Annotated in this window: 16 protein-coding genes; 2 read left to right on the top strand and 14 right to left on the bottom strand. The window is 59.8% G+C overall.

The window, feature by feature from the left end; translation table 11 throughout:
• The gene (locus I6J28_RS08270; protein ID WP_204609088.1) at positions 1-603 is read right to left on the bottom strand and encodes an FxsA family protein; all 603 of its coding nucleotides are present in this window, start codon (positions 601-603) and stop codon (positions 1-3) included.
• 85 nt (positions 604-688) lie between these two features.
• On the opposite strand from I6J28_RS08270, the gene I6J28_RS08265 reads away from it, so the two are divergent.
• On the top strand, positions 689-1,474 hold the full coding sequence (locus I6J28_RS08265) for a precorrin-3B synthase (RefSeq protein WP_204609086.1): 786 nt from the start codon (positions 689-691) through the stop codon (positions 1,472-1,474).
• Positions 1,475-1,488: 14 nt separating this feature from the next.
• Here the strand turns inward: I6J28_RS08265 and I6J28_RS08260 are convergent, their stop codons facing one another.
• The 13 genes from I6J28_RS08260 to I6J28_RS08200 form a co-directional block, all read right to left on the bottom strand.
• Positions 1,489-2,235 (bottom strand): SDR family oxidoreductase, encoded by a 747-nt coding sequence (locus tag I6J28_RS08260; protein ID WP_204609083.1) that lies wholly within the window; start codon positions 2,233-2,235, stop codon positions 1,489-1,491.
• Complete coding sequence (locus tag I6J28_RS08255; protein ID WP_204609080.1) at positions 2,235-3,362, bottom strand: M24 family metallopeptidase; 1,128 nt, start codon at positions 3,360-3,362, stop codon at positions 2,235-2,237. Before I6J28_RS08255 ends, I6J28_RS08260 begins: the two co-directional genes overlap by 1 nt.
• A 32-nt stretch (positions 3,363-3,394) precedes the next feature.
• Complete coding sequence (locus I6J28_RS08250; protein ID WP_204609078.1) at positions 3,395-6,211, bottom strand: DEAD/DEAH box helicase; 2,817 nt, start codon at positions 6,209-6,211, stop codon at positions 3,395-3,397.
• A 21-nt stretch (positions 6,212-6,232) separates the two neighbouring features.
• A complete protein-coding gene (gene tatC / locus I6J28_RS08245) occupies positions 6,233-7,327 on the bottom strand; it encodes a twin-arginine translocase subunit TatC (RefSeq protein WP_430516380.1) in 1,095 nt (364 codons plus the stop codon).
• Positions 7,328-7,435: 108 nt separating this feature from the next.
• Entirely contained in the window at positions 7,436-7,699 is a 264-nt protein-coding gene (gene tatA / locus I6J28_RS08240) for a Sec-independent protein translocase subunit TatA (RefSeq protein WP_005324774.1), read from the bottom strand.
• Positions 7,700-7,796: 97 nt separating this feature from the next.
• A complete protein-coding gene (locus tag I6J28_RS08235; protein ID WP_204609076.1) occupies positions 7,797-8,753 on the bottom strand; it encodes a helix-turn-helix transcriptional regulator in 957 nt (318 codons plus the stop codon).
• A 2-nt stretch (positions 8,754-8,755) separates the two neighbouring features.
• On the bottom strand, positions 8,756-9,742 hold the full coding sequence (locus I6J28_RS08230; RefSeq protein WP_204609073.1) for a helix-turn-helix transcriptional regulator: 987 nt from the start codon (positions 9,740-9,742) through the stop codon (positions 8,756-8,758).
• Between the two features lie 36 nt (positions 9,743-9,778).
• Positions 9,779-11,158: a Pup--protein ligase gene (gene pafA / locus I6J28_RS08225; protein ID WP_204611438.1), complete on the bottom strand. Its 1,380-nt coding sequence runs from the start codon at positions 11,156-11,158 to the stop codon at positions 9,779-9,781.
• A gap of 38 nt (positions 11,159-11,196) precedes the next feature.
• A complete protein-coding gene (locus I6J28_RS08220) occupies positions 11,197-11,388 on the bottom strand; it encodes a ubiquitin-like protein Pup (RefSeq protein ID WP_204609071.1) in 192 nt (63 codons plus the stop codon).
• A 44-nt stretch (positions 11,389-11,432) separates the two neighbouring features.
• A complete protein-coding gene (dop, locus tag I6J28_RS08215; RefSeq protein ID WP_204609069.1) occupies positions 11,433-12,965 on the bottom strand; it encodes a depupylase/deamidase Dop in 1,533 nt (510 codons plus the stop codon).
• Positions 12,962-14,527: a proteasome ATPase gene (arc, locus tag I6J28_RS08210; protein WP_204609067.1), complete on the bottom strand. Its 1,566-nt coding sequence runs from the start codon at positions 14,525-14,527 to the stop codon at positions 12,962-12,964. The genes dop and arc overlap by 4 nt, the downstream gene beginning before the upstream one ends.
• Positions 14,528-14,612: 85 nt before the next feature.
• Positions 14,613-15,449, bottom strand: coding sequence for a tRNA (adenine-N1)-methyltransferase (locus tag I6J28_RS08205; protein ID WP_204609065.1), 837 nt, complete (start codon positions 15,447-15,449; stop codon positions 14,613-14,615).
• Between the two features lie 28 nt (positions 15,450-15,477).
• The gene (locus I6J28_RS08200; protein WP_204609062.1) at positions 15,478-16,731 is read right to left on the bottom strand and encodes a M18 family aminopeptidase; all 1,254 of its coding nucleotides are present in this window, start codon (positions 16,729-16,731) and stop codon (positions 15,478-15,480) included.
• Between the two features lie 46 nt (positions 16,732-16,777).
• Between I6J28_RS08200 and I6J28_RS08195 the strand changes: the two genes are divergently transcribed.
• Positions 16,778-17,608 carry a RecB family exonuclease gene (locus I6J28_RS08195; protein WP_204609060.1) on the top strand — a complete coding sequence of 277 codons (831 nt, stop codon included), beginning with the start codon at positions 16,778-16,780 and terminating at the stop codon, positions 17,606-17,608.

The following is a 17,608-nucleotide window of genomic DNA, read 5'->3' as shown; positions in this document are numbered from 1 at the left end:
CTAGCTCTTTCCACCTTTGGACTCGCCACCGGAGGGTCCGAAGTCATCTGGATCCAGGTTTTCGCTCCAACGGCGGATCTCTTCCTCATCCAACACCTCATGCGGGCCAGCATCCTGCGCGCTGGGGTGCCCACTTTGTGTTGCTTGGCCACGACCAAAGGAGCCAAAGTCGCCATAAGAATCGTGCTGCTGTGCCATTGGGGTGGCCTCGTAGATCTTAACGCCCATGTTTTCGATCTTGCGGTACAAGGAGGCCGCCATCATCGTGCGGAAAATGGCGCGGGTCGGCGAGAAGATCAAGAGGGCTCCGAGGATCGTCGTCAAGAAGCCCGGCAAAGAAAGCAACATGCCGCCTACCAAGGTAAGGCCCACATTGCTGGCGGTCTTGCCCACATTGTCGCCGCGCACGACGTACGTACCGTCCCCTGTGCGTTCGACCTGCTTTCCCATCAAGCGGCGCACTTCAATGCCAGCGATGGACATTCCGAAGAACATGGTGACAAAGAGTGCGATAAGCGCCCAGCCAACACCGATCCATTGAGAGACGGCCCAGAAGGTCAGGGTCTCTGCGACCATGTAGAGAGCAAAATACATAAACGGCATGGCCTAAGTCTAACGAGGCAGACTGATAAAGTGCTGGCAACACTCATGCGCGAAGCTGCAGCCGCGGCAGGTTAAACTAGTGCGCATGTTTACTCCTGCGCTTTTTGAAGACCCCCAGTACGGCACGTGCATCCGCATCCACGTTGCCGGCGGCAGCACCCACGCCCAGGATTGGGTCACTTTGGCGCAGTGCGCCAGTGCTGTTGCGGATGGGTATGTCTACATCGGCCGGTTCTCCGCAATCGAGTTGCGCGGCATTAAGGATGCGGAGGCACTCAATCAGCAGCTCCAGGAGTTGCGATTGCGCGCCACGGCGATGCCGGTACTGGCTTCGCCTTTGTCGGCGGAGGCCAAGCACTCGGCCCAGGATATCGCGGCTGAGCTAGGAGCGGCGGAAGGCGGTCCCGGACTGGCTGTTATCGCCCACGACGACGTACCGACCGGCGCGGCTGCAGTCAGCCTTAGCATCGACGGGGACGGAGCCCTGCGCCTTGAGCGTTCCCCGCTTGGCGACGCCCCCTCTGCCCCACTGACTCCACAGGCTGCTGCCCAGCACTATGAGAAGGTGCTCCAGCACGCGGATTCCGCTGAGCACAAGTCTTCCGCCTTGGCAGAACCCGGACCCATTGGCTGGTTAGATGATCATTTGCCTGCGGGCGTAGTTGACCTCGGCGCGGGCGTGCACCGCGGCGCCATCCCTGCTGAGTTTGCGCAGCTCATCGGCCAGTTAGAGGTTGACATCACCGTCACCCCGTGGGGCGGATTAGTCTTTCACAATATTGCCGAGGGTGACGCCGAAGTGGTACTGCGCGTACTCGCCCCGCGCGGTTTTATCTTCGATATCAACTCTCCCCTGCTGCGCGCAGACTGAAAAGAACGCAGGGTTTAGCGCGGCATGTGCCGCCATATTGGGCGCGGTACAAGCCGCATGACCCACGCGAGGCCCTGCAGAGCCCGAGGAATCCACACGGTGCGCGAACGCGGCTTACCGCGCCGTGCATCGCGGTCAATGCAGCCGACAACTGCCTCGGCCACATCTGCTGGTCGTACAGAAAGCGGCGCTGGCTTCATTCCTTCCGTCATGCTGCCGATGACAAAGCCAGGACGCGCGGTAATAAGGCCTACCTGGCTGCCGTGCAGCTTGTCCGCCAGCCCCTGACAAAAGGCATCAAGACCGGCCTTGGTAGATCCGTACACGTAGTTTGCCCGGCGGGCCCTCCAGCCTGCTATCGAGGAAAAGGCGACGATATGACCGCGGTGCATGCGCTGGGAAACCAGCGTAAGCAGTGAAATCTGCGCGGCATAATCGATTGTGGCGATGTCGACCGCGTGGGCAGCATCGCGTTCTGCCCGCTGCTGATCGCCCAAGATGCCGAAGGCTACAACGGCAAGCTCGAGGGGGCCTGCCAGCTCTATGGCGCGATCGACCACACCGGCATGGGACGGAAAATTTGCGGCATCAAAATCAAGAAGATGAACGCTGCGCGCACCCGCCGCCCGGAGCTGGTCTTCCACGCCTTCCATACCGTGGGTGCCTCGAGCGGCGAGCACAATATCTTGGCCTGGGGCTACTCTCCTAGCGATTTCTCCGCCGATATCGCTACGGCCGCCCAGAATCAGTACGCCAGCCATTAACGGACGTCACGCGGAGCTTGGTTCAGGGACTCGTAGCCATCGTTGGTAAGCACCACGATGTCTTCCAAACGCATACCCCACTTGCCTTCCAAGTAAATACCCGGCTCAATGGAAAAGGCCATGCCCTCTTCCAAGGCGAGATCGTTGCCTTCCATGATGAAGGGCTCCTCGTGCGTGGACAGGCCGATGCCATGTCCGGTGCGGTGGACAAAGTAGTCGCCCCAGCCTGCTGCAGAGATCGCCTGGCGGGTGATGGCATCGATGTCTGCGGCGGTGCTGCCGGGGTGGGCTGCGGCGCGGGCGGCACCTTGGGCGTCGGCAAGCACGGCATAGGCATCCTGGAAATCCCGCGGAGCCTTGGAAATATCTCCGCCCACTACGTAGGTGCGGGTGCAATCGGAGTGGTAGCCGGAAGGCAAAGTGCCTCCGATATCGACGACGACTGGCTCGCCCTCAGCCAACACGCGATCCGAAAAGCTATGGTGCGGGTTGGCGCCATTGGGGCCCGATCCGACGATGACGAAATCGATAACGGAATGCTCCTGCAGGATGAGCTTTTCCAGTTCGTGGGCCACCTCGGCCTCGGAGCGGCCGGCCTGCAAAAGCTGTGGTACCTGCGCGTGGACCGCGTCAATGGCATGGCCAGCCTTGCGCAGCTCAACAATCTCAGCCTCGTCTTTGCGGGTAAAGAGCTCGGCTAACGCATAAGTGGCCAGTTCATAGCTGGCGTGTGGAAGCAGATCTTGGAAACGCAACACGTGGTCTGCAGTCAGCGACTGTCCCAGCGCTACCTTGCTTAGTCCGTCGCCTGCGCCACGCAGTGCAAGCTCATAAGGATTTTCTCCGTCATTCCAGCCACGCAACTCCACATCCAGCTCACCTACTGGTGCAGCCTTGATATCGGTGATATCGGTATTGGGCGCGGCGATCCATGCATTGCCCTGCTGCGGCACAACCAAGACCGTCAAGCGTTCGTGGGAAGAAACCCAAGAGCCGGTGAGGTAGGCAAAGTCTGGCCCCGTGCCAATGAGGAGCAGATCGATGCCCTTGTCTGCAGCCGCCTTTTGGGCGGCGTGCAGACGCTGGGCGTAGACATCAGCGGAAAAAGTCTGAGTATCAGTCATGCCTCAGAGTCTACTCGTCCGCGCCGCGGATATTAGGCGCCAATGGCTACGACACCGCGCTGAATTGCGTCGATGGCCCGGCGGGCGTTGCGCTGAATTTCGCCGTCGTACCCCGTTTTAGCCACTTGTTGCAGCAGGTCGATGACTTGGCGGCACCAACGGACAAAATCACCCGGGGTGAGCTCGGCGCCGGCTTCGTTTGCCGCAGCCATGCAGTAGCCCAAGGGTGCGCCGGCCGCCCATTGGTGTACCGCCAAGGCGAATCCGGCCTCTGGTTCACGGGTGGGCGGCAGCCGGTGGCGCTGCTCATCCGCGGTGAGTTCGGTGTACACGCGCCACGTGGCATTCATAGCGTCAGCCATGCGCTCGGTGGCTGCTTCCGGTTGCCCACTGGTGGCCTTGCGGTTTTCGAAACAGCACAGGGAGGCAACACCGGCAAGCTCAGCGGGATCGAGTTCATCCCAAATTCCGCGCTTGAGGCATTGGGCCACGAGCAAATCGGATTCGCTGTGAATTTTGGCAAGGCGTTCGCCTTCTTCGGTGATGACCGGCGTGCGGTCCGCGCCAGCCCCGGTGAACTCGACGTAGTCCATCTCTGCGAGGAGATCCACAATGCGCTCGAAGGTGCGGCCCAAGGTATCCGTAGCCTTATTGACCTTGGATTGCAGCTTGTCCCGATCACGCTCGCGCCGTGCAAGCTTTTGCGCCAGGCCCGCCAGCTGTTCGCGGTCAGTAGCCGGCCAATCGTGAGCTGGATGAGCACGCAGTGCGTCGCGCAACTGACCTACCCGCTTATTGGGCCGGGCGCGGGTGTGCGACTTCATGCGCTTAGGACGGTCAAAGTGTTCGCGGTGCAAAACATCCTGCACATATCGGGTATTGCGGCGCGGGTTCTTGCGCACCGGCTTGGGGATCTTGATGCTACCGACTTGGATCGGTGGGTTATTGATTCCGGCTGCATCGATACGTCCCGACCAACCGGACTCAGTGGTAATCCACGGGCGGGGATCCGCGGTTTGGTTAGCGGGAGTAACAACCGCGGCGAGAATTGGACGCTTCTTGCCGGGCATGGCAATAACATCGCCCAGCTGCAGGCGTCCCAGTACCGCGATAACCTCTTGATTTCGTTGATTGGCACTATCGATTTTTGATTGCTTTTCCTCGGCCGTGAGCTCGCGGCGCAGGCGGACATAGTCCATGAGAACCTCGGCAGGATCCTCCCCGTCCTTAGCAGGTGGTGCAAGCGATGCCACGGCATCATCGAGCTGGTTGCGCAGTTCTCGCACGCGATGTTCCGCGCGTTCAATCTCGCGAGTTTCCTCCACGACGGAGCCATCGGCCTGGAACTGTGCGAAGGACTTTTCCAACAAACGCAGAGATTCCTCGAAGCCGAGCATTCCCAGCAAATTGATCGCCATATTGTAGCCCGGTGCAAAAGTGGAAATGAGAGGATACGTACGGGTAGAAGCAAGGCCAGCTACTTGACGCGGATCCATGGCGGGTGCCCATTGCACAACTGCATTGCCCAATGTATCGATGCCACGGCGTCCTGCCCGGCCAGTCAGCTGCGTGTACTGGCCTGGGGTGAGATCGACGTGCGCCTCACCATTGAACTTGATGAGCTTTTCTAGCACCACGGTGCGCGCCGGCATATTAATGCCAAGAGCAAGCGTTTCAGTAGCGAACACGGCACGGACGAGGCCGCGTACGAATAGGTCTTCCACGATGTGCCGGAACGCGGGCAGCATGCCCGCATGGTGTGCGGCAAAGCCACGGGACAGGGCTTCGCGCCAGCGCTTGAAGTCTAGAACCTGCAGATCCTCTTCAGGGATACCTTCCACACCCGCATCGACGATGTCTTTGATCTGCTGTGCTTCCTCCTGGGAGGTCAGCACCATGCGGCTGCGCAGGCACTGATAAAGAGCGCCGTCGCAGCCGGCGCGGGAGAAAATGAAGGTGATTGCTGGAAGCATGTCCTGCGATTGCAATACCTTCAGTACCTCTGGGCGGCCCAAGGGGCGATAGCGATCCTGCTGTCGGGCGGCGCCGGAGCGCCCCCTTCCCTTACCGTGGAACTCGCTGCGCCCGCCACCCTTGTGACGCGCACGCGCACGAAAGCCCTTGCCAGACTTATAGTCCGCGCGACCATCGTCGGTATCGCCGGCCTCAAGGCGCTGGATCCTACGCTCGAGCTCAGCGTTGACCTGGCCGCCAGATTCTGGCTCGAAGAGCGGATAAATCTTGCGCCCCAGCATCATCCATTGGTCGAGGGGAACTGGGCGGTGTTCGGAGACGATGACGGTGGTATCGCCGCGCACGGTAGAAAGCCAATCGCCGAATTCTTCCGAATTGGACACGGTAGCAGATAGGCCAATGATGGAGACATGATCCGCGAGGTTGAGGATGACCTCTTCCCACACTGCGCCGCGGGAGGCATCAGCCAAAAAGTGGATCTCATCCATGACTACGTGGGTCAGGCGATCGAGGGCCGCGGATTCTGCGTAAATCATATTGCGTAGCACCTCTGTGGTCATGACGACGATTTCAGCGTCAGAGTTGATCGATACGTCACCGGTGAGCAGGCCTACGGCTTCTTCGCCATGCTCTTCCACCAAGTCGTGGTACTTCTGGTTGCTCAAGGCTTTAATCGGCGTCGTATAAAAGCACTTGGTTCCCCGGCTCAGCGCCAAAGAGACAGCGAATTCGCCCACGATGGTTTTGCCGGCGCCGGTCGGCGCGCAGACCAGTACGCCGTGACCGTCCTCCACGGCCTGGCAGCCCTTTACCTGGAACTCATCCAACGGGTATGGCAGGGCTGCGGTAAAAGAATCCAGATGAGTTTCAGTCATGACTCCCCAGGCTACCCGTGCCTAGAGGACATCGTCGAAAAAGCCGCCGCTGGTCGACGAAGTCCCACTGGCGCCGGTGCTCCATGTCTGCTGCGGCTGCTGCTGTGCCTGTTGTACTGGATGTGAAACGGGCTGAGAGGGTCCCGGTGAAGGGTTTACTCTGCTCGGCGCCTCGACAGGGGCTGGCCCGCCAATGGCTCCTGGTCCAGCGCCAAGTGGCGAAGCAGTCTCATCATCGAGATCCATCCACTCGGGGCGTTCGCGCTGCATGCGCTTATCGTGGAGGCGGCAGAACTGGAATGCGATCTCGATGAGCAAGATCAGTGAACCAGCCAGTACCACCATCGAGAAAGGATCCTGGCCTGGGGTGACGAAGGCGGCGAAGATCATCACGATGACGATGACGAGACGTCGCTTATCCTTGACATGCTCATATTCGAGTACGCCAATAAGGTTCAGGGACACGATAAGCAGTGGAATCTCAAAGCTAATGCCGAAGATGAGAAGAAGGGCCAAAAGGAAGTAGAAATAGCGCTCACCGGTCAGGGCCGCTGTTTGATACTCGGCGCCGATACCCATGAGGAATTCCAAACCCACGGACAAGATGAAATAAGCCAGCACGGCACCGGCAACGAAAAGGCCCACCGCGGCGCTGACAAAGCTCAACGTGTAGCGGCGCTCGTTCTTATGGAGACCAGGCACAACGAAGGCCCAGACCTGATACAGCCACACCGGCGAGGACAATACAGTGCCGGCCAAAGCGCCTACTTTCAGGCGCAACAGGAGCATTTCAAACGGGCTGGTGGCCAATAGACGGCACTCGCCGTCCGCGCTAAAGGAGGCGCGCTTATCGGGGGGCAGCGCACAATACGGCTCTCGTAGAATTTCACCCAACGGAGACAGCCCGAATGGTGCTCGTTGGTACCAAATGAACCCAATGATGGCCCCGACAACAACCGCTAACACGGAAATAATGATGCGGCGGCGCAGCTCCTGCAGGTGCTCCACCAAAGTCATCTCCCCGGTAGGGTTCTTCTGCTTGCGCGAAAAGCGCAGCTTTCCCTTCACGCTCTTGCTTGCCTTCTGGGCAGGTACAGGCTGTGACTGTGACGACATCAGTGTGGCTCTTTCAACGCAAAGAAGCGAACACTTCCCTACTGCACGGATTGCGGATGCATATCCGCGCGCTGCAGGGGTGTTCGCGCGACGACAGGTTAGGGGCGTTTACTGCTGAGTATTGGTGTTGTTCTGCTGGCCCGGCTGCATGTCTGGTCGGTTCCAGAATTCCTCATCGGACTGCTGCTTCTGGTTCAGCTGCGCCTGAGACTGAGAACGCTGGGCATCCTCGGAATGCATCTCATTGACCTCAGACTTGAAGATGCGCGCGGAACGGCCAATAGAGCGTGCCAATTCCGGCAACTTCTTTGCACCGAAAAGCAAGACGATGGCAAGAACGATCAGGCCGATTTCCATAGGTCCTAGGCTCATGGAGAAACCTCTTTCAACTAGTGCACCAGCATGCCGGGAAGCATCACCGCCAACTTATCTGCCGGCGGGCGGGCGCAGTAAACGGGCAAGTAACTGGCTACTGAGTATAGCCGCTCAAGGCGGTGTTTCCTCGCTCCGCAATGAGGTTTACCACGGATTGAGGAGCCACTACCCGCAACCTATCAGCTTGACCAAGGGCAAAGCGAATAAGCCAATCCACTGATCCCATTGGCATCGTTGCAGCTACTTCCCCATTTCCTAACTCTTCACCTAGGCGCATGTCGTAATACTCAGCCAGCCACGTGAATTCTTGGTTAATTGCTAGTTGCACGGTGTCCTCATCGCCCAAATTAAAGGGTGAAGAGGCATCAAAGTCGAGGTCTTTCAGGTGCGGTTGGGATTCTTCCTCCACGATGCGAGCCTTACTAATGCGGTCGATGCGGAAAGTGCGATGCGCTTGCTTTGCTTCCTCCCAAGCGGCGACGTAGGGCTCGGAATCGACGATGAAAATGCGGGCTGGATCCACCACCCTCTCGGATTCAGCATTTGAGGAAGCGCTCCAGTAACGCAGCCGTACCCGCTTTCTTTCATTGACGGCTTGGGTCAAAAGCGCCTGGATATCAGTCTCTTCAGGGGCGGGAGTAGACAGCGACTCATAGATGGCGACTGTCTTTTCATCCATGATGTCGCGCAGCTTAGTGGCGGCGGATTCGACCGCGCGGGCGTCGATTAGCCCTGGCATCGCCTGCAAGGACTCCAAGGTAAGGAGCAAAGCACCGGCTTCCGTCGGGGTAAGGCGCAGCGCTTGACTCAAGCCCTGATCGTTGTGAATGGTTACCCCATCGCGATAACTGAAGGTGAGATCAATGAGATCCTCGGTATTGCGCCCCGTGCCTGAACAAAAGAGCCGGTCAAGAGCATCCTTCAGTTCGCCAGGATCCATACCCAAATCTTTGGCCGCTTCCATAGGCGTCTTGTCGGGATGGTTTTTAAAGTAAGGAATCAGGTTCAAAGAGCGCACCAGCGCTTGGAGCTTTAGCGATCCGTCAGCCATGTCTAGCCTTCCTCCTGCGATTGCGACACCCTGCGTAAAAGGGAGATGACCTCTTGGCGTACCCCGACTGGTTCGAGCACCTGTACTTCTGGGGCGTAGCCGGCCGCGGTGCGCACGACCCAATCCTTATCTACCTTCTGCAGTAGCACCGTGCCATCGGGTTGTTTCTCGCCAGCATCCATGAGCTCCCTCGCCTGCCCCTCTGGGATGACAAGGCGCGCATCGACTTTTTCCCCTCGGTGCAGTGCACGCTCTACCAATACCTGCAAATCTTCAGTTGGATTGGGGTGCTCCGCGGGATCGTGCGAGCGTTTGATGTCAGAGACGCGGAGGGCGCGAAAGACGCGCGGTTCGTTTCGGTCCACATCGAATCCCACGAGGTAGATGCGACTGTCCCGGTTGACCACTCCCCACGGGTCCATGACACGGCGTACCGGCTCAGTAGCCGGATTAGCACGGTAGGAAAACGTAATGCGCAGCTGATTGCGCACCGCAGCGAGCACCGCGGTGATGATTTCTGGGGCGACTCGCGTGATGTCATTGACCGCCGTGTAAACCGGTGCGCCTGCGAGGTTGCGCGAGGCGCCGCTGGCAGCAATCTTCGTCCATCCCGACAGGGAAAAATCGCTTAAGCCGCCGGTGGTACCCACGCCTCCTGCAATACCTAGAACCATGGCCTCCTCAGGGGAAAACTCCACCGGAGGAAGCTGGTAGCTGCTCGAGTCAAGGCGATAACGCGCACCGTCTTCGCTACCGGAATGAACAATGGGCACCCCGGCGCGCTGGAGGGTTGCGATGTCTCGTGCCAGAGATTTGGCGAAGGCTTCATCTGACTTATCGCCGTATCCTGCTACATGACGGCGAATCCAGGAGGCAGTGCGGTCCGGGCTACCGCCGGAGTTGGCGGCGCCCTGTAGCGCGAAAGAGAGGTTGGTAAGTCTTTCTACCGCCTCATCATGCCGTTTCGGCGCGGGGTTGTGTGCTGCCACGTGTTGTGTTGTCTCCCTGGTGCTGCTCGTGTGCTTCTAGCTGTGGTGTAGACGCATATAGTCTAGCAACGCCTCGACCCGATCATCGTCGGCCACGAAGGGGTCTAGGAGCTCTTCGGTGCGCGGCTCTGGGCGGTTGACCTTGAGGCGCGTCCAGTCAACGGTGACGTTGGCCCCGAGGCTACGGGCAGCGGCAAGGAACTGGCCGCGCAGCGCAGCACGGGTGGTGGCAGGCGCTGTGTCCATGGCTCGTTCGATTTCGGAGTCTGTGATCCAGCGTTCGATAAGGCCCTTGCGCAGCAAGACATGGTAGAGCCCGCGGCTCGGCCGGATATCGTGGTAGGTCATATCAATCTGGGCGAGCTTGGGGTGGTCCCAGTGACCACCCAGCCGTGCACGGTAGCGCTCGAGCAGTCCCAATTTGATGACCCAGTCGATTTCTCGGTCCACGCCGGAGAAGTCTTGAGTCTCAATGGCGTGCAGCATGCGCTGCCAGAGATCCACCACGCGCCGCATTTCTGCCGTGGGAGTACCGGCGTCTTCCCGTTCTTCCAACCATTGGGTTGCGCGCTGGCACAGTTGCTGTTGGACCTCGAGCGCGGTGACGGATCCTCCTCCGGTAAGCGGCAGTTCGGTCAAACCCGTCATATCGCGCGCGATGGCGCGGATATGGTGAATGGGTTTTTCGATGTCGAACTCCGGCAGCTCAAATCCTGCCTCCAGCATTTCCAAGATGAGCAGCGTGGAGCCAACCTTTAGCGCCATGGTTGGTTCGGCCATATTGGAATCGCCCACGATGACGTGCATGCGGCGGAAGCGTTTGGAATCGCCGTGCGGTTCATCGCGTGTATTGATGATGGGGCGCGAGCGGGTGGTGGCAGAAGACACACCTTCCCACACCTGGTCTGCCCGCTGCGAGAGCAGGAATTGGGCCGGCTTATCGCCCTTTACGGGCTGCACCATGCCGGCGCCGCAGATGAGCTGGCGGGTAATAAGGAACGGAAGGAGCGCCAGCCCCAAATCCTTGAGCACCATGTGGCGGCTGATGAGGTAGTTTTCGTGGCAACCAAAGGAGTTTCCGGCTGAATCCACGTTGTTTTTAAACAGGTACACCGCGCGCGGGTGCCCCTCGGCGGCAAAGGCCTGCTCTGCTTGTTCGCCCAGCCGGTTGACTATCGCATCGCCGGCGCATTCATAGGCCAGAAGCTGGCTCAAGCTATCGCACTCGGCGGTGGCTACCTCGGGGTGGGATCCGACGTCGAGGTACAGGCGGCTCGCGTTGGTGGAAAAGATATTAGAGGAAGAATGTTCCTGGACAATGGGCCGGAAAAGCACGCGCGCCACTTCATCGGGGCTCAGGGCCCGTTCTCCTGGGCCCGCGCTGGTGGTTAAGCCATATTCCGTCTCGATGCCCATGATGCGACGGGCGAAGACAGGGTGCTGGTCACTCACCCTTACTGCCCGCCCTTTTGGACATAAGAGCGCACGAATTCCTCGGCGTTGTTTTCTAGCAGCCCATCGATCTCATCGAGCAATTCATCGGTGCCGGTGGTGTTGATGCTCAGCTGCGTGGAGGTAAACTCTTCCTCCCCGGTGGAGTCATCGCCGCCGTTACCGCCGGTGACCTGCGACTGGTGGGTTGACATGGTATGGACGTCCTTTCCTTCGCTTCTGCCTCGATGTCTGACTATTAGTTACGGTACTCGGGCTGAATCCCACTGTCAGTGAGTCCCTGAAGAAGATCCTCCACCGTACGTGCGGCTTCGATGATCTCCTCACACTGGGCGCGGGTGAGGCCGGTGGTCTCATCCATCGGAACCGTGGCCCAGGGTGCCGCGGTTGTCTCGCCTACCCGAACGGTGAGGCTTTGCCAGCTCGCGGCGATGATGTCCTCGCCGAATTTTTGCGTCACTCGGCCGCGGAAATACGCTCGAGTGTCCTCCGGCGGGTTGGCGGAGGCGCGTTCAATTTCTACGGCGCTAAAGAGCTGCCGCATCTGACCTTTACGCACCAGCGCGTGATGGAGCGATTTGGCAGGGTCGATCTCAGCATACTGCAGGTCAATGAGCCGCAGCTTTGGGTCTGCCGGATCGATACCGCGGTCAAGGTAGCCCTTAATCAGGCGATACTTCGCCACCCAATCCAACAGGTGCGCGGCCTGCATCGGATCTTCCGCCAAGAGCGCAACTACCTCGTCCCAAGCCGCTAGCACCTTGTGGTCTGCGTCGGTGCGTGGGGTGACGCGAGCGCGGTACTCGGCGAGGATTTCTAGGGCGGCGAGCTGGCGGGCGTCGGCAAGCTCGAGGCGATGTTGAAGGCTGAGATCGCGGCTGACGCGCGGGACCTCCGCCACGGCATCCTGCAAGCGGAGATCGCTAAAGTCCACACCCTGCTCAATCGCATCGAGCACCAGCGAGGTCATGCCCAGTTTGAGCAGCGTGGAGGTCTGCGACATATTCGCATCCCCAATGATGACGTGGAGCCGCCCATAGTCCGCGTGCACCGCATGCGGCTCGTCGCGGGTATTGATGATGCCGCGATTGAGGGTGGTCTCCAGCGAGATTTCCTGCTCAATATAGTCAGCGCGCTGGGAGATCTGGAATCCCGGCTCCTCGCCAGACTCGCCGATCCCCATGCGCCCGGCACCGATGACTACCTGGCGGGCCACGAAGAACGGGATAAGGGCCTGCGCCATAGTGTCAAAGTCCGTGGCGCGGGAGTACTGATAGTTCTCGTGCGAGCCATAAGACGCGCCCTTGCCGTCCACGTTGTTTTTGTAGAAACGCAAGGCCGGGCACGGGTCGTGGTTGGCAAGGACGGACTTTCCTTGCCCGCTCAGGCCCGCTACGGACGCGGCGGCTTGCAGCAGCGTGGCATCACCTGCGGCGTCGTAAAGCGTGGCGTCCCAAGCATTAGTGCATTCCGGCGCGGAATATTCTGGGTGGGCGTGGTCCACATAAAAGCGCGCGCCGTTGGCCGTGACCACATTGGCCACCCCGATGGCGTTAGGATCCACCACGGGCACGGTGTGGTAGCGCTTGAGATCGAATCCGCGGGAATCGCGCAGCGGATGTTCCTCGGCAAAATCCCACCGCGAGCGCGCCCCAGTGTGCAGCGCGGCATACGCTACCACCGCGTGCGTGGACGAAATGATGGGCGAATACTCCGGCAGCTCCGGGGTGGCAATTCCGTACTCGGTCTCTGTTCCTACAACGCGGCTCATGCGCTCCTCCTAGCGGTCAGTAGCTCCACCCGCTCAACGCGGGCACCTGCATGGTCTTGGGAGATGATCTTGGTCCACTCCTCGGGGTTGGTGGAGGTGGGCACGTACTCGGATTCGGCGCGCTCGGCCGCGATGGCCTGAAGCAAATGCTGCTTGGCGATGCCCCCGTGGCCCCCGCCTATCCCCTGCTCACTGCCCGTACGCTGCTGCAGTTCGTCCTTGATAGCCAGCTTCTTGGCGCGGGAGAGGATATTGGCAATCATCGCGCCGGAGACAAAGTCCCGGTAGTGCAATACCTCGCGCTCGCCGCTGGAAAAATGCAGCTGCACAAAGGGGCGATCGGCATACAGCTCGTCCACCGCGGCGGCGATGAGCTCCTCTAGCGTGCCCTGGTGCGGCACGGATTCTGCAAAGTGGCGTGCAAAAATCTCGCGGGCGCCCTCTTTATTCGGCCGGTTGACCCGGATCTTAATATCCAGCCGGCCGGGGCGCATGATGGCGGGATCGATGAGCTCCTCGCGGTTGGTCGCGCCAATGACGATCACATTGGAAAGGCTCTCCACACCGTCGAGTTCCGTAAGCAGCTGCGGCACCACCGTGGTTTCCATATCCGAAGACACGCCTGAGCCACGGGTGCGGAAGATGGATTCCATCTCATCAAAGAATATGACCACCGGCCGGTCAGAACTCAGCTGGGCTAGTTCGCGGGCGCGCTCAAAAATGAGGCGGATGCGGCGTTCCGTCTCGCCTACATACTTATTGAGCAACTCTGGGCCCTTGATATTGAGGAAGTAGCTTGGGGCGTCGCTGCCCAATTGCTGCGCCAAGGAATGGGCCACGGCCTTGGCGATGAGCGTCTTACCGCACCCTGGCGGGCCATAGAGGAGGACGCCCTTAGGTGGCTGTAGCTCGTAGTGGTGATAGAGGTCCGGATGGATAAACGGCAGTTCCACGGAATCGCGGATCTGGGAAATCTGTTCGTCCAGGCCACCGATGTCCTCGTAGCGCACATCGGGGACCTCCTCAAGGGAGAGCTGGGAGACTTCCGTCTTTTCCACCTTTTCCAGCGCGATGGCAGCCTTGGGATCGACCAACACTATCTCGCCTGCTGCCACGCGGGCTTCCTCGCGCAATGCCTGCGATAGCAGCACCACTTTTTCCTCGCCAGAGGAGTTGGCCACGATGAGGCGTTGCTCTCCTAGGCGCTCGACCACGGTGGCAAGCTCGCCCGTGCGCTCGGGTGCGCACCCTTCCACCACCACGAAGCCATCGCCCAAGCGAACCTGCTGGCCGGCCACTAGGCTGCCTGGTTCCACATTGGGCGAGACCTTAAGCTGCATGGTGCGGCCATTGGTGTAGACCTCCGCGGTGGTTCCCACCTCGCTGTGGGTAGGCGAATAGCCTAAGAAAACGCCGTAGGTCGATGCCGGCTCAGCCAGCGCGTTAAGCTCCGCAAAAAGCTGTTCGAGCTTCCCACGCGATTCCTTTAATAAGCCCGCCAACTTCTGATTGCGGGCAGCAAGCTGGCTGATCTGCCGCTTATAGTCCGTGGCTTCATCCATGCCCACTACTCTAACGCGGCCCAGTCGGCGAAAGAGGGCAGTTGCGCTTTAAATTCTGGGCGCTGAGGTGAGCCTATTTCCAGCTCTACTTGCGGGCGCGGCGCTGCGGGCGCGGAGGGGTCACGCCATCGGCCAAGCGGCGGGTCCAGATCAGGAAGGCGGTATGCGCATTCATGCGGTGCTCCGGGCGCGTAGCCAGGCCTTCAACCTTCCACTCGCGCACCAGTGATTCCCAGGCCTTGGGCTCGGTGAAGCACTTGAGCTCGCGAATTCCTTCCATGACCTTCATCAACTGCGGCACCGTTGCCACGTAGGTCATGAAGACACCACCTGGGATGAGAAGATCGCGCACGGTCTCCAGGTGTTCCCAGGGCTCGAGCATATCGAGGATCACGCGGTCGACCGGACCGCCCAAGTCCGCGGCGGTGACATCTCCTAAATCGCCGAGGCGCGGCGACCACCACTCGGGCTGCTTGCCAAAGTATTCCTTGACGTTATCTACCGCATACTCGAGGTGGTCATCGCGCACCTCATAGGAATACACATGGCCTTCTGGGCCCACAGCTCGCAGCAGAGACATGGACAATGCACCCGAACCGGCGCCGGCCTCGAGCACGCGCGCGCCCATGAAGATATCGCCCTCTACCAAAATCTGCGCCGCATCCTTGGGATAGATCACCGCCGCTCCACGTGGCATCGACAGCACGTGGTCCACCATCAGGTGGCGGAAAAGGAGGAAGGAGGAGCCAAGGGTGGACTCGATAACCGAGCCTTCGTCCATGCCCACGATGTCATCATGGTTAATGATGCCCTTGTGGGAGTGGAACTGGCCTCCTTCTTCCAGAATGACCGTGTAATGGCGCCGCTTGGCATCGGTAAGCTGCACGCGGTCGCCGTAGGCAAAGGGGCCGGAATATGCCATGTCTCAAGACTCCTCGAGGTTGCGGTTACTATCCCACCAAGTATGCCTCAAGTGCCTGCGTGAGCCATACTTGGTCCCGCTTGCCCACCATTTCTCGCGCGGAGTGCATGGACAGCATGGGCACGCCCACATCGACAGTGTCGATGCCCAAACGCGTCGCCGTAATGGGACCGATGGTCGAGCCGCAGGGCACGTCATTATTGCCCACAAAACGCTGCACCGGTACACCGGCCCTGCCGCACGCTGTTTCCCACAGCGCCACCGTGGTGGCATCGGAGGCATAACGCTGATTGCCGTTGATCTTGGTCACCGGGCCTTTGCCGATGATCGGATGGTGCGTGGGATCGTGCTTGCTCAAGTAGTTGGGGTGCACGGAGTGCGCTGCATCGGCCGAAACACAGCTCGAGCGGGAGAACATCTGGAAACGCTCCTCCTCGTCGGCCCCCAGCGCTCGCGCCGTACGGGTAAGTACATCCGCGAGGATGGGTCCGCCCGCACCGTAGCGCGAGCTGGAGCCTACCTCTTCGTGGTCAAAGGCCATCATGACCAAGATTTCGTTGCCGTGATAACTCTCGGCGGCCCTCTTCATCGCCTCCAACGAAGCATGTACGGAAGAAAGGTTATCCATGCGTCCGGCCGCGATAAACTGCTCCCCAGCGCCAAAGACTTCACCGCGGGCGGCGTCAGCCGTAATCAGGTTGAAAGAGGCAATGTCCCGCTTGGCGACGCCCACCTTCTCCCCCACTACCTGCAAGATGGACGCCTCTGGGTCACCGACGCTCAAAACCGGCTGCATATTGTATTGACGGTCCGGCTTGAATTCATCCTTGCGGTAAAGGTGGATCGCAAGGGAAGGGAGGCGCAGCACTGGACCAGTATTGACCAGGTGTCGCGTGCCATCCTTCGTCACAATCTGCCCGGCTACGGTCAGCTCCCGATCGAACCAGGTATGCAGTAGCGCCCCGCCATAGACCTCTACTGCCACTTGCTGCCAGCCCGCCGCCAAAAAATCCGGCGTCGGTTTAAGAACCAGACCCGGCGAATCCGTATGCGACCCGACGATGCGGAACCCAGAATTCTTATCCGCGCCCTCTGGCACGTACCACGCCGCTACCGCGCCGCCGCGCACCATCACGTGGCCGCCTGGCGCAGACGACCATTCCGTGCCTTCATCCTGTACCTCAAATCCCTCCTCGCGCAGCTGGCGGGATACCTCTTGTGCGGCATGGTACGAGGAAGGAGAAGCAGCGATGAAATCTAGGAAATCTGCGGTATAACTCATACCTCCTAGCTTGCCACGAAACGCGCGGCGATAGGCTAGATACACCATGGCTACTTCATCTACACCCCGCCCGCTCGCCCTTTCGCCCTCGCGCGCCTCCGACTATAAGCAGTGCCCGCTGCTCTATCGCTTCCGCGCGATTGACAAGTTACCCGAGCCCAAGACCATTGCGCAGGTCAAAGGAACCCTAGTGCACGCCGTGCTGGAAGAAATGCACAAGCTACCGCGAGACGAGCGCACCTATCCTGCCGCAGTGAAGATGATTAAGCCCTCTTGGGCAGAGATGACCGCTAAAGACGAAGAACTTCTAGAGCTCGTGCCAGAAGAAGACACCTACGACTTCTTCGTCGCTGCCAGAGATCTGCTCAAAGGCTATTTCCAGATGGAAAATCCGCAAGGCTTTGATTGCCAAGAAACCGAGATGTACGTCAACACGGTTCTGCCCAACGGCGTCCCCGTCCGTGGCTTCATCGACCGCGTGGACCGCGCACCAACCGGCGAGGTACGGGTCGTAGACTATAAAACAGGCAAGAAGCCCCTGCCCCGCTATTCTCACGACGCGCAATTTCAAATGCGCTTTTATGCGCTTGTCTACTGGCGCATCCTAGGCACTATTCCCCATCAACTCCGCTTGATGTACCTCAAGGTCTTGGACTCGATGTTTCTTAGCCCAAACCGTGAGGAACTCGAATACTTCGAGCGTGATCTCGGCGAATTGTGGGCCAAGATTGAGGCCGATGGGCGCGCCGGGGACTTCCGCCCGAAGCCGTCTAAGCTGTGCGGTTGGTGCGCCCACCAGGATCTCTGCCCCGAGTTTGGTGGCACTCCGCCGCAGTACCCGGGCTGGCCGGGCTCAGCGGCGGATACAAAGGCCTAG

Origin of the sequence: Corynebacterium tuberculostearicum (assembly GCF_016894265.1) — a bacterium.
Classification (GTDB): domain Bacteria; phylum Actinomycetota; class Actinomycetes; order Mycobacteriales; family Mycobacteriaceae; genus Corynebacterium; species Corynebacterium tuberculostearicum_D.
The sequence above is the reverse complement of the archived record's forward strand: the minus strand, read 5'-3'. Positions and strand labels throughout refer to the sequence as shown.

Excerpts from the sequence above, each read along its gene's own strand:
- I6J28_RS08270 (WP_204609088.1), bottom strand. The coding sequence starts at position 603 with ATGCCGTTTATGTATTTTGCTCTCTACATGGTCGCAGAGACCCTGACC.
- I6J28_RS08265 (WP_204609086.1), top strand. The coding sequence starts at position 689 with ATGTTTACTCCTGCGCTTTTTGAAGACCCCCAGTACGGCACGTGCATC.
- I6J28_RS08260 (WP_204609083.1), bottom strand. The coding sequence starts at position 2,235 with ATGGCTGGCGTACTGATTCTGGGCGGCCGTAGCGATATCGGCGGAGAA.
- I6J28_RS08255 (WP_204609080.1), bottom strand. The coding sequence starts at position 3,362 with ATGACTGATACTCAGACTTTTTCCGCTGATGTCTACGCCCAGCGTCTG.
- I6J28_RS08250 (WP_204609078.1), bottom strand. The coding sequence starts at position 6,211 with ATGACTGAAACTCATCTGGATTCTTTTACCGCAGCCCTGCCATACCCG.
- tatC (WP_430516380.1), bottom strand. The coding sequence starts at position 7,327 with ATGTCGTCACAGTCACAGCCTGTACCTGCCCAGAAGGCAAGCAAGAGC.
- tatA (WP_005324774.1), bottom strand. The coding sequence starts at position 7,699 with ATGAGCCTAGGACCTATGGAAATCGGCCTGATCGTTCTTGCCATCGTC.
- I6J28_RS08235 (WP_204609076.1), bottom strand. The coding sequence starts at position 8,753 with ATGGCTGACGGATCGCTAAAGCTCCAAGCGCTGGTGCGCTCTTTGAAC.
- pafA (WP_204611438.1), bottom strand. The coding sequence starts at position 11,158 with ATGGGCATCGAGACGGAATATGGCTTAACCACCAGCGCGGGCCCAGGA.
- I6J28_RS08220 (WP_204609071.1), bottom strand. The coding sequence starts at position 11,388 with ATGTCAACCCACCAGTCGCAGGTCACCGGCGGTAACGGCGGCGATGAC.
- dop (WP_204609069.1), bottom strand. The coding sequence starts at position 12,965 with ATGAGCCGCGTTGTAGGAACAGAGACCGAGTACGGAATTGCCACCCCG.
- arc (WP_204609067.1), bottom strand. The coding sequence starts at position 14,527 with ATGGATGAAGCCACGGACTATAAGCGGCAGATCAGCCAGCTTGCTGCC.
- I6J28_RS08205 (WP_204609065.1), bottom strand. The coding sequence starts at position 15,449 with ATGGCATATTCCGGCCCCTTTGCCTACGGCGACCGCGTGCAGCTTACC.
- I6J28_RS08200 (WP_204609062.1), bottom strand. The coding sequence starts at position 16,731 with ATGAGTTATACCGCAGATTTCCTAGATTTCATCGCTGCTTCTCCTTCC.
- I6J28_RS08195 (WP_204609060.1), top strand. The coding sequence starts at position 16,778 with ATGGCTACTTCATCTACACCCCGCCCGCTCGCCCTTTCGCCCTCGCGC.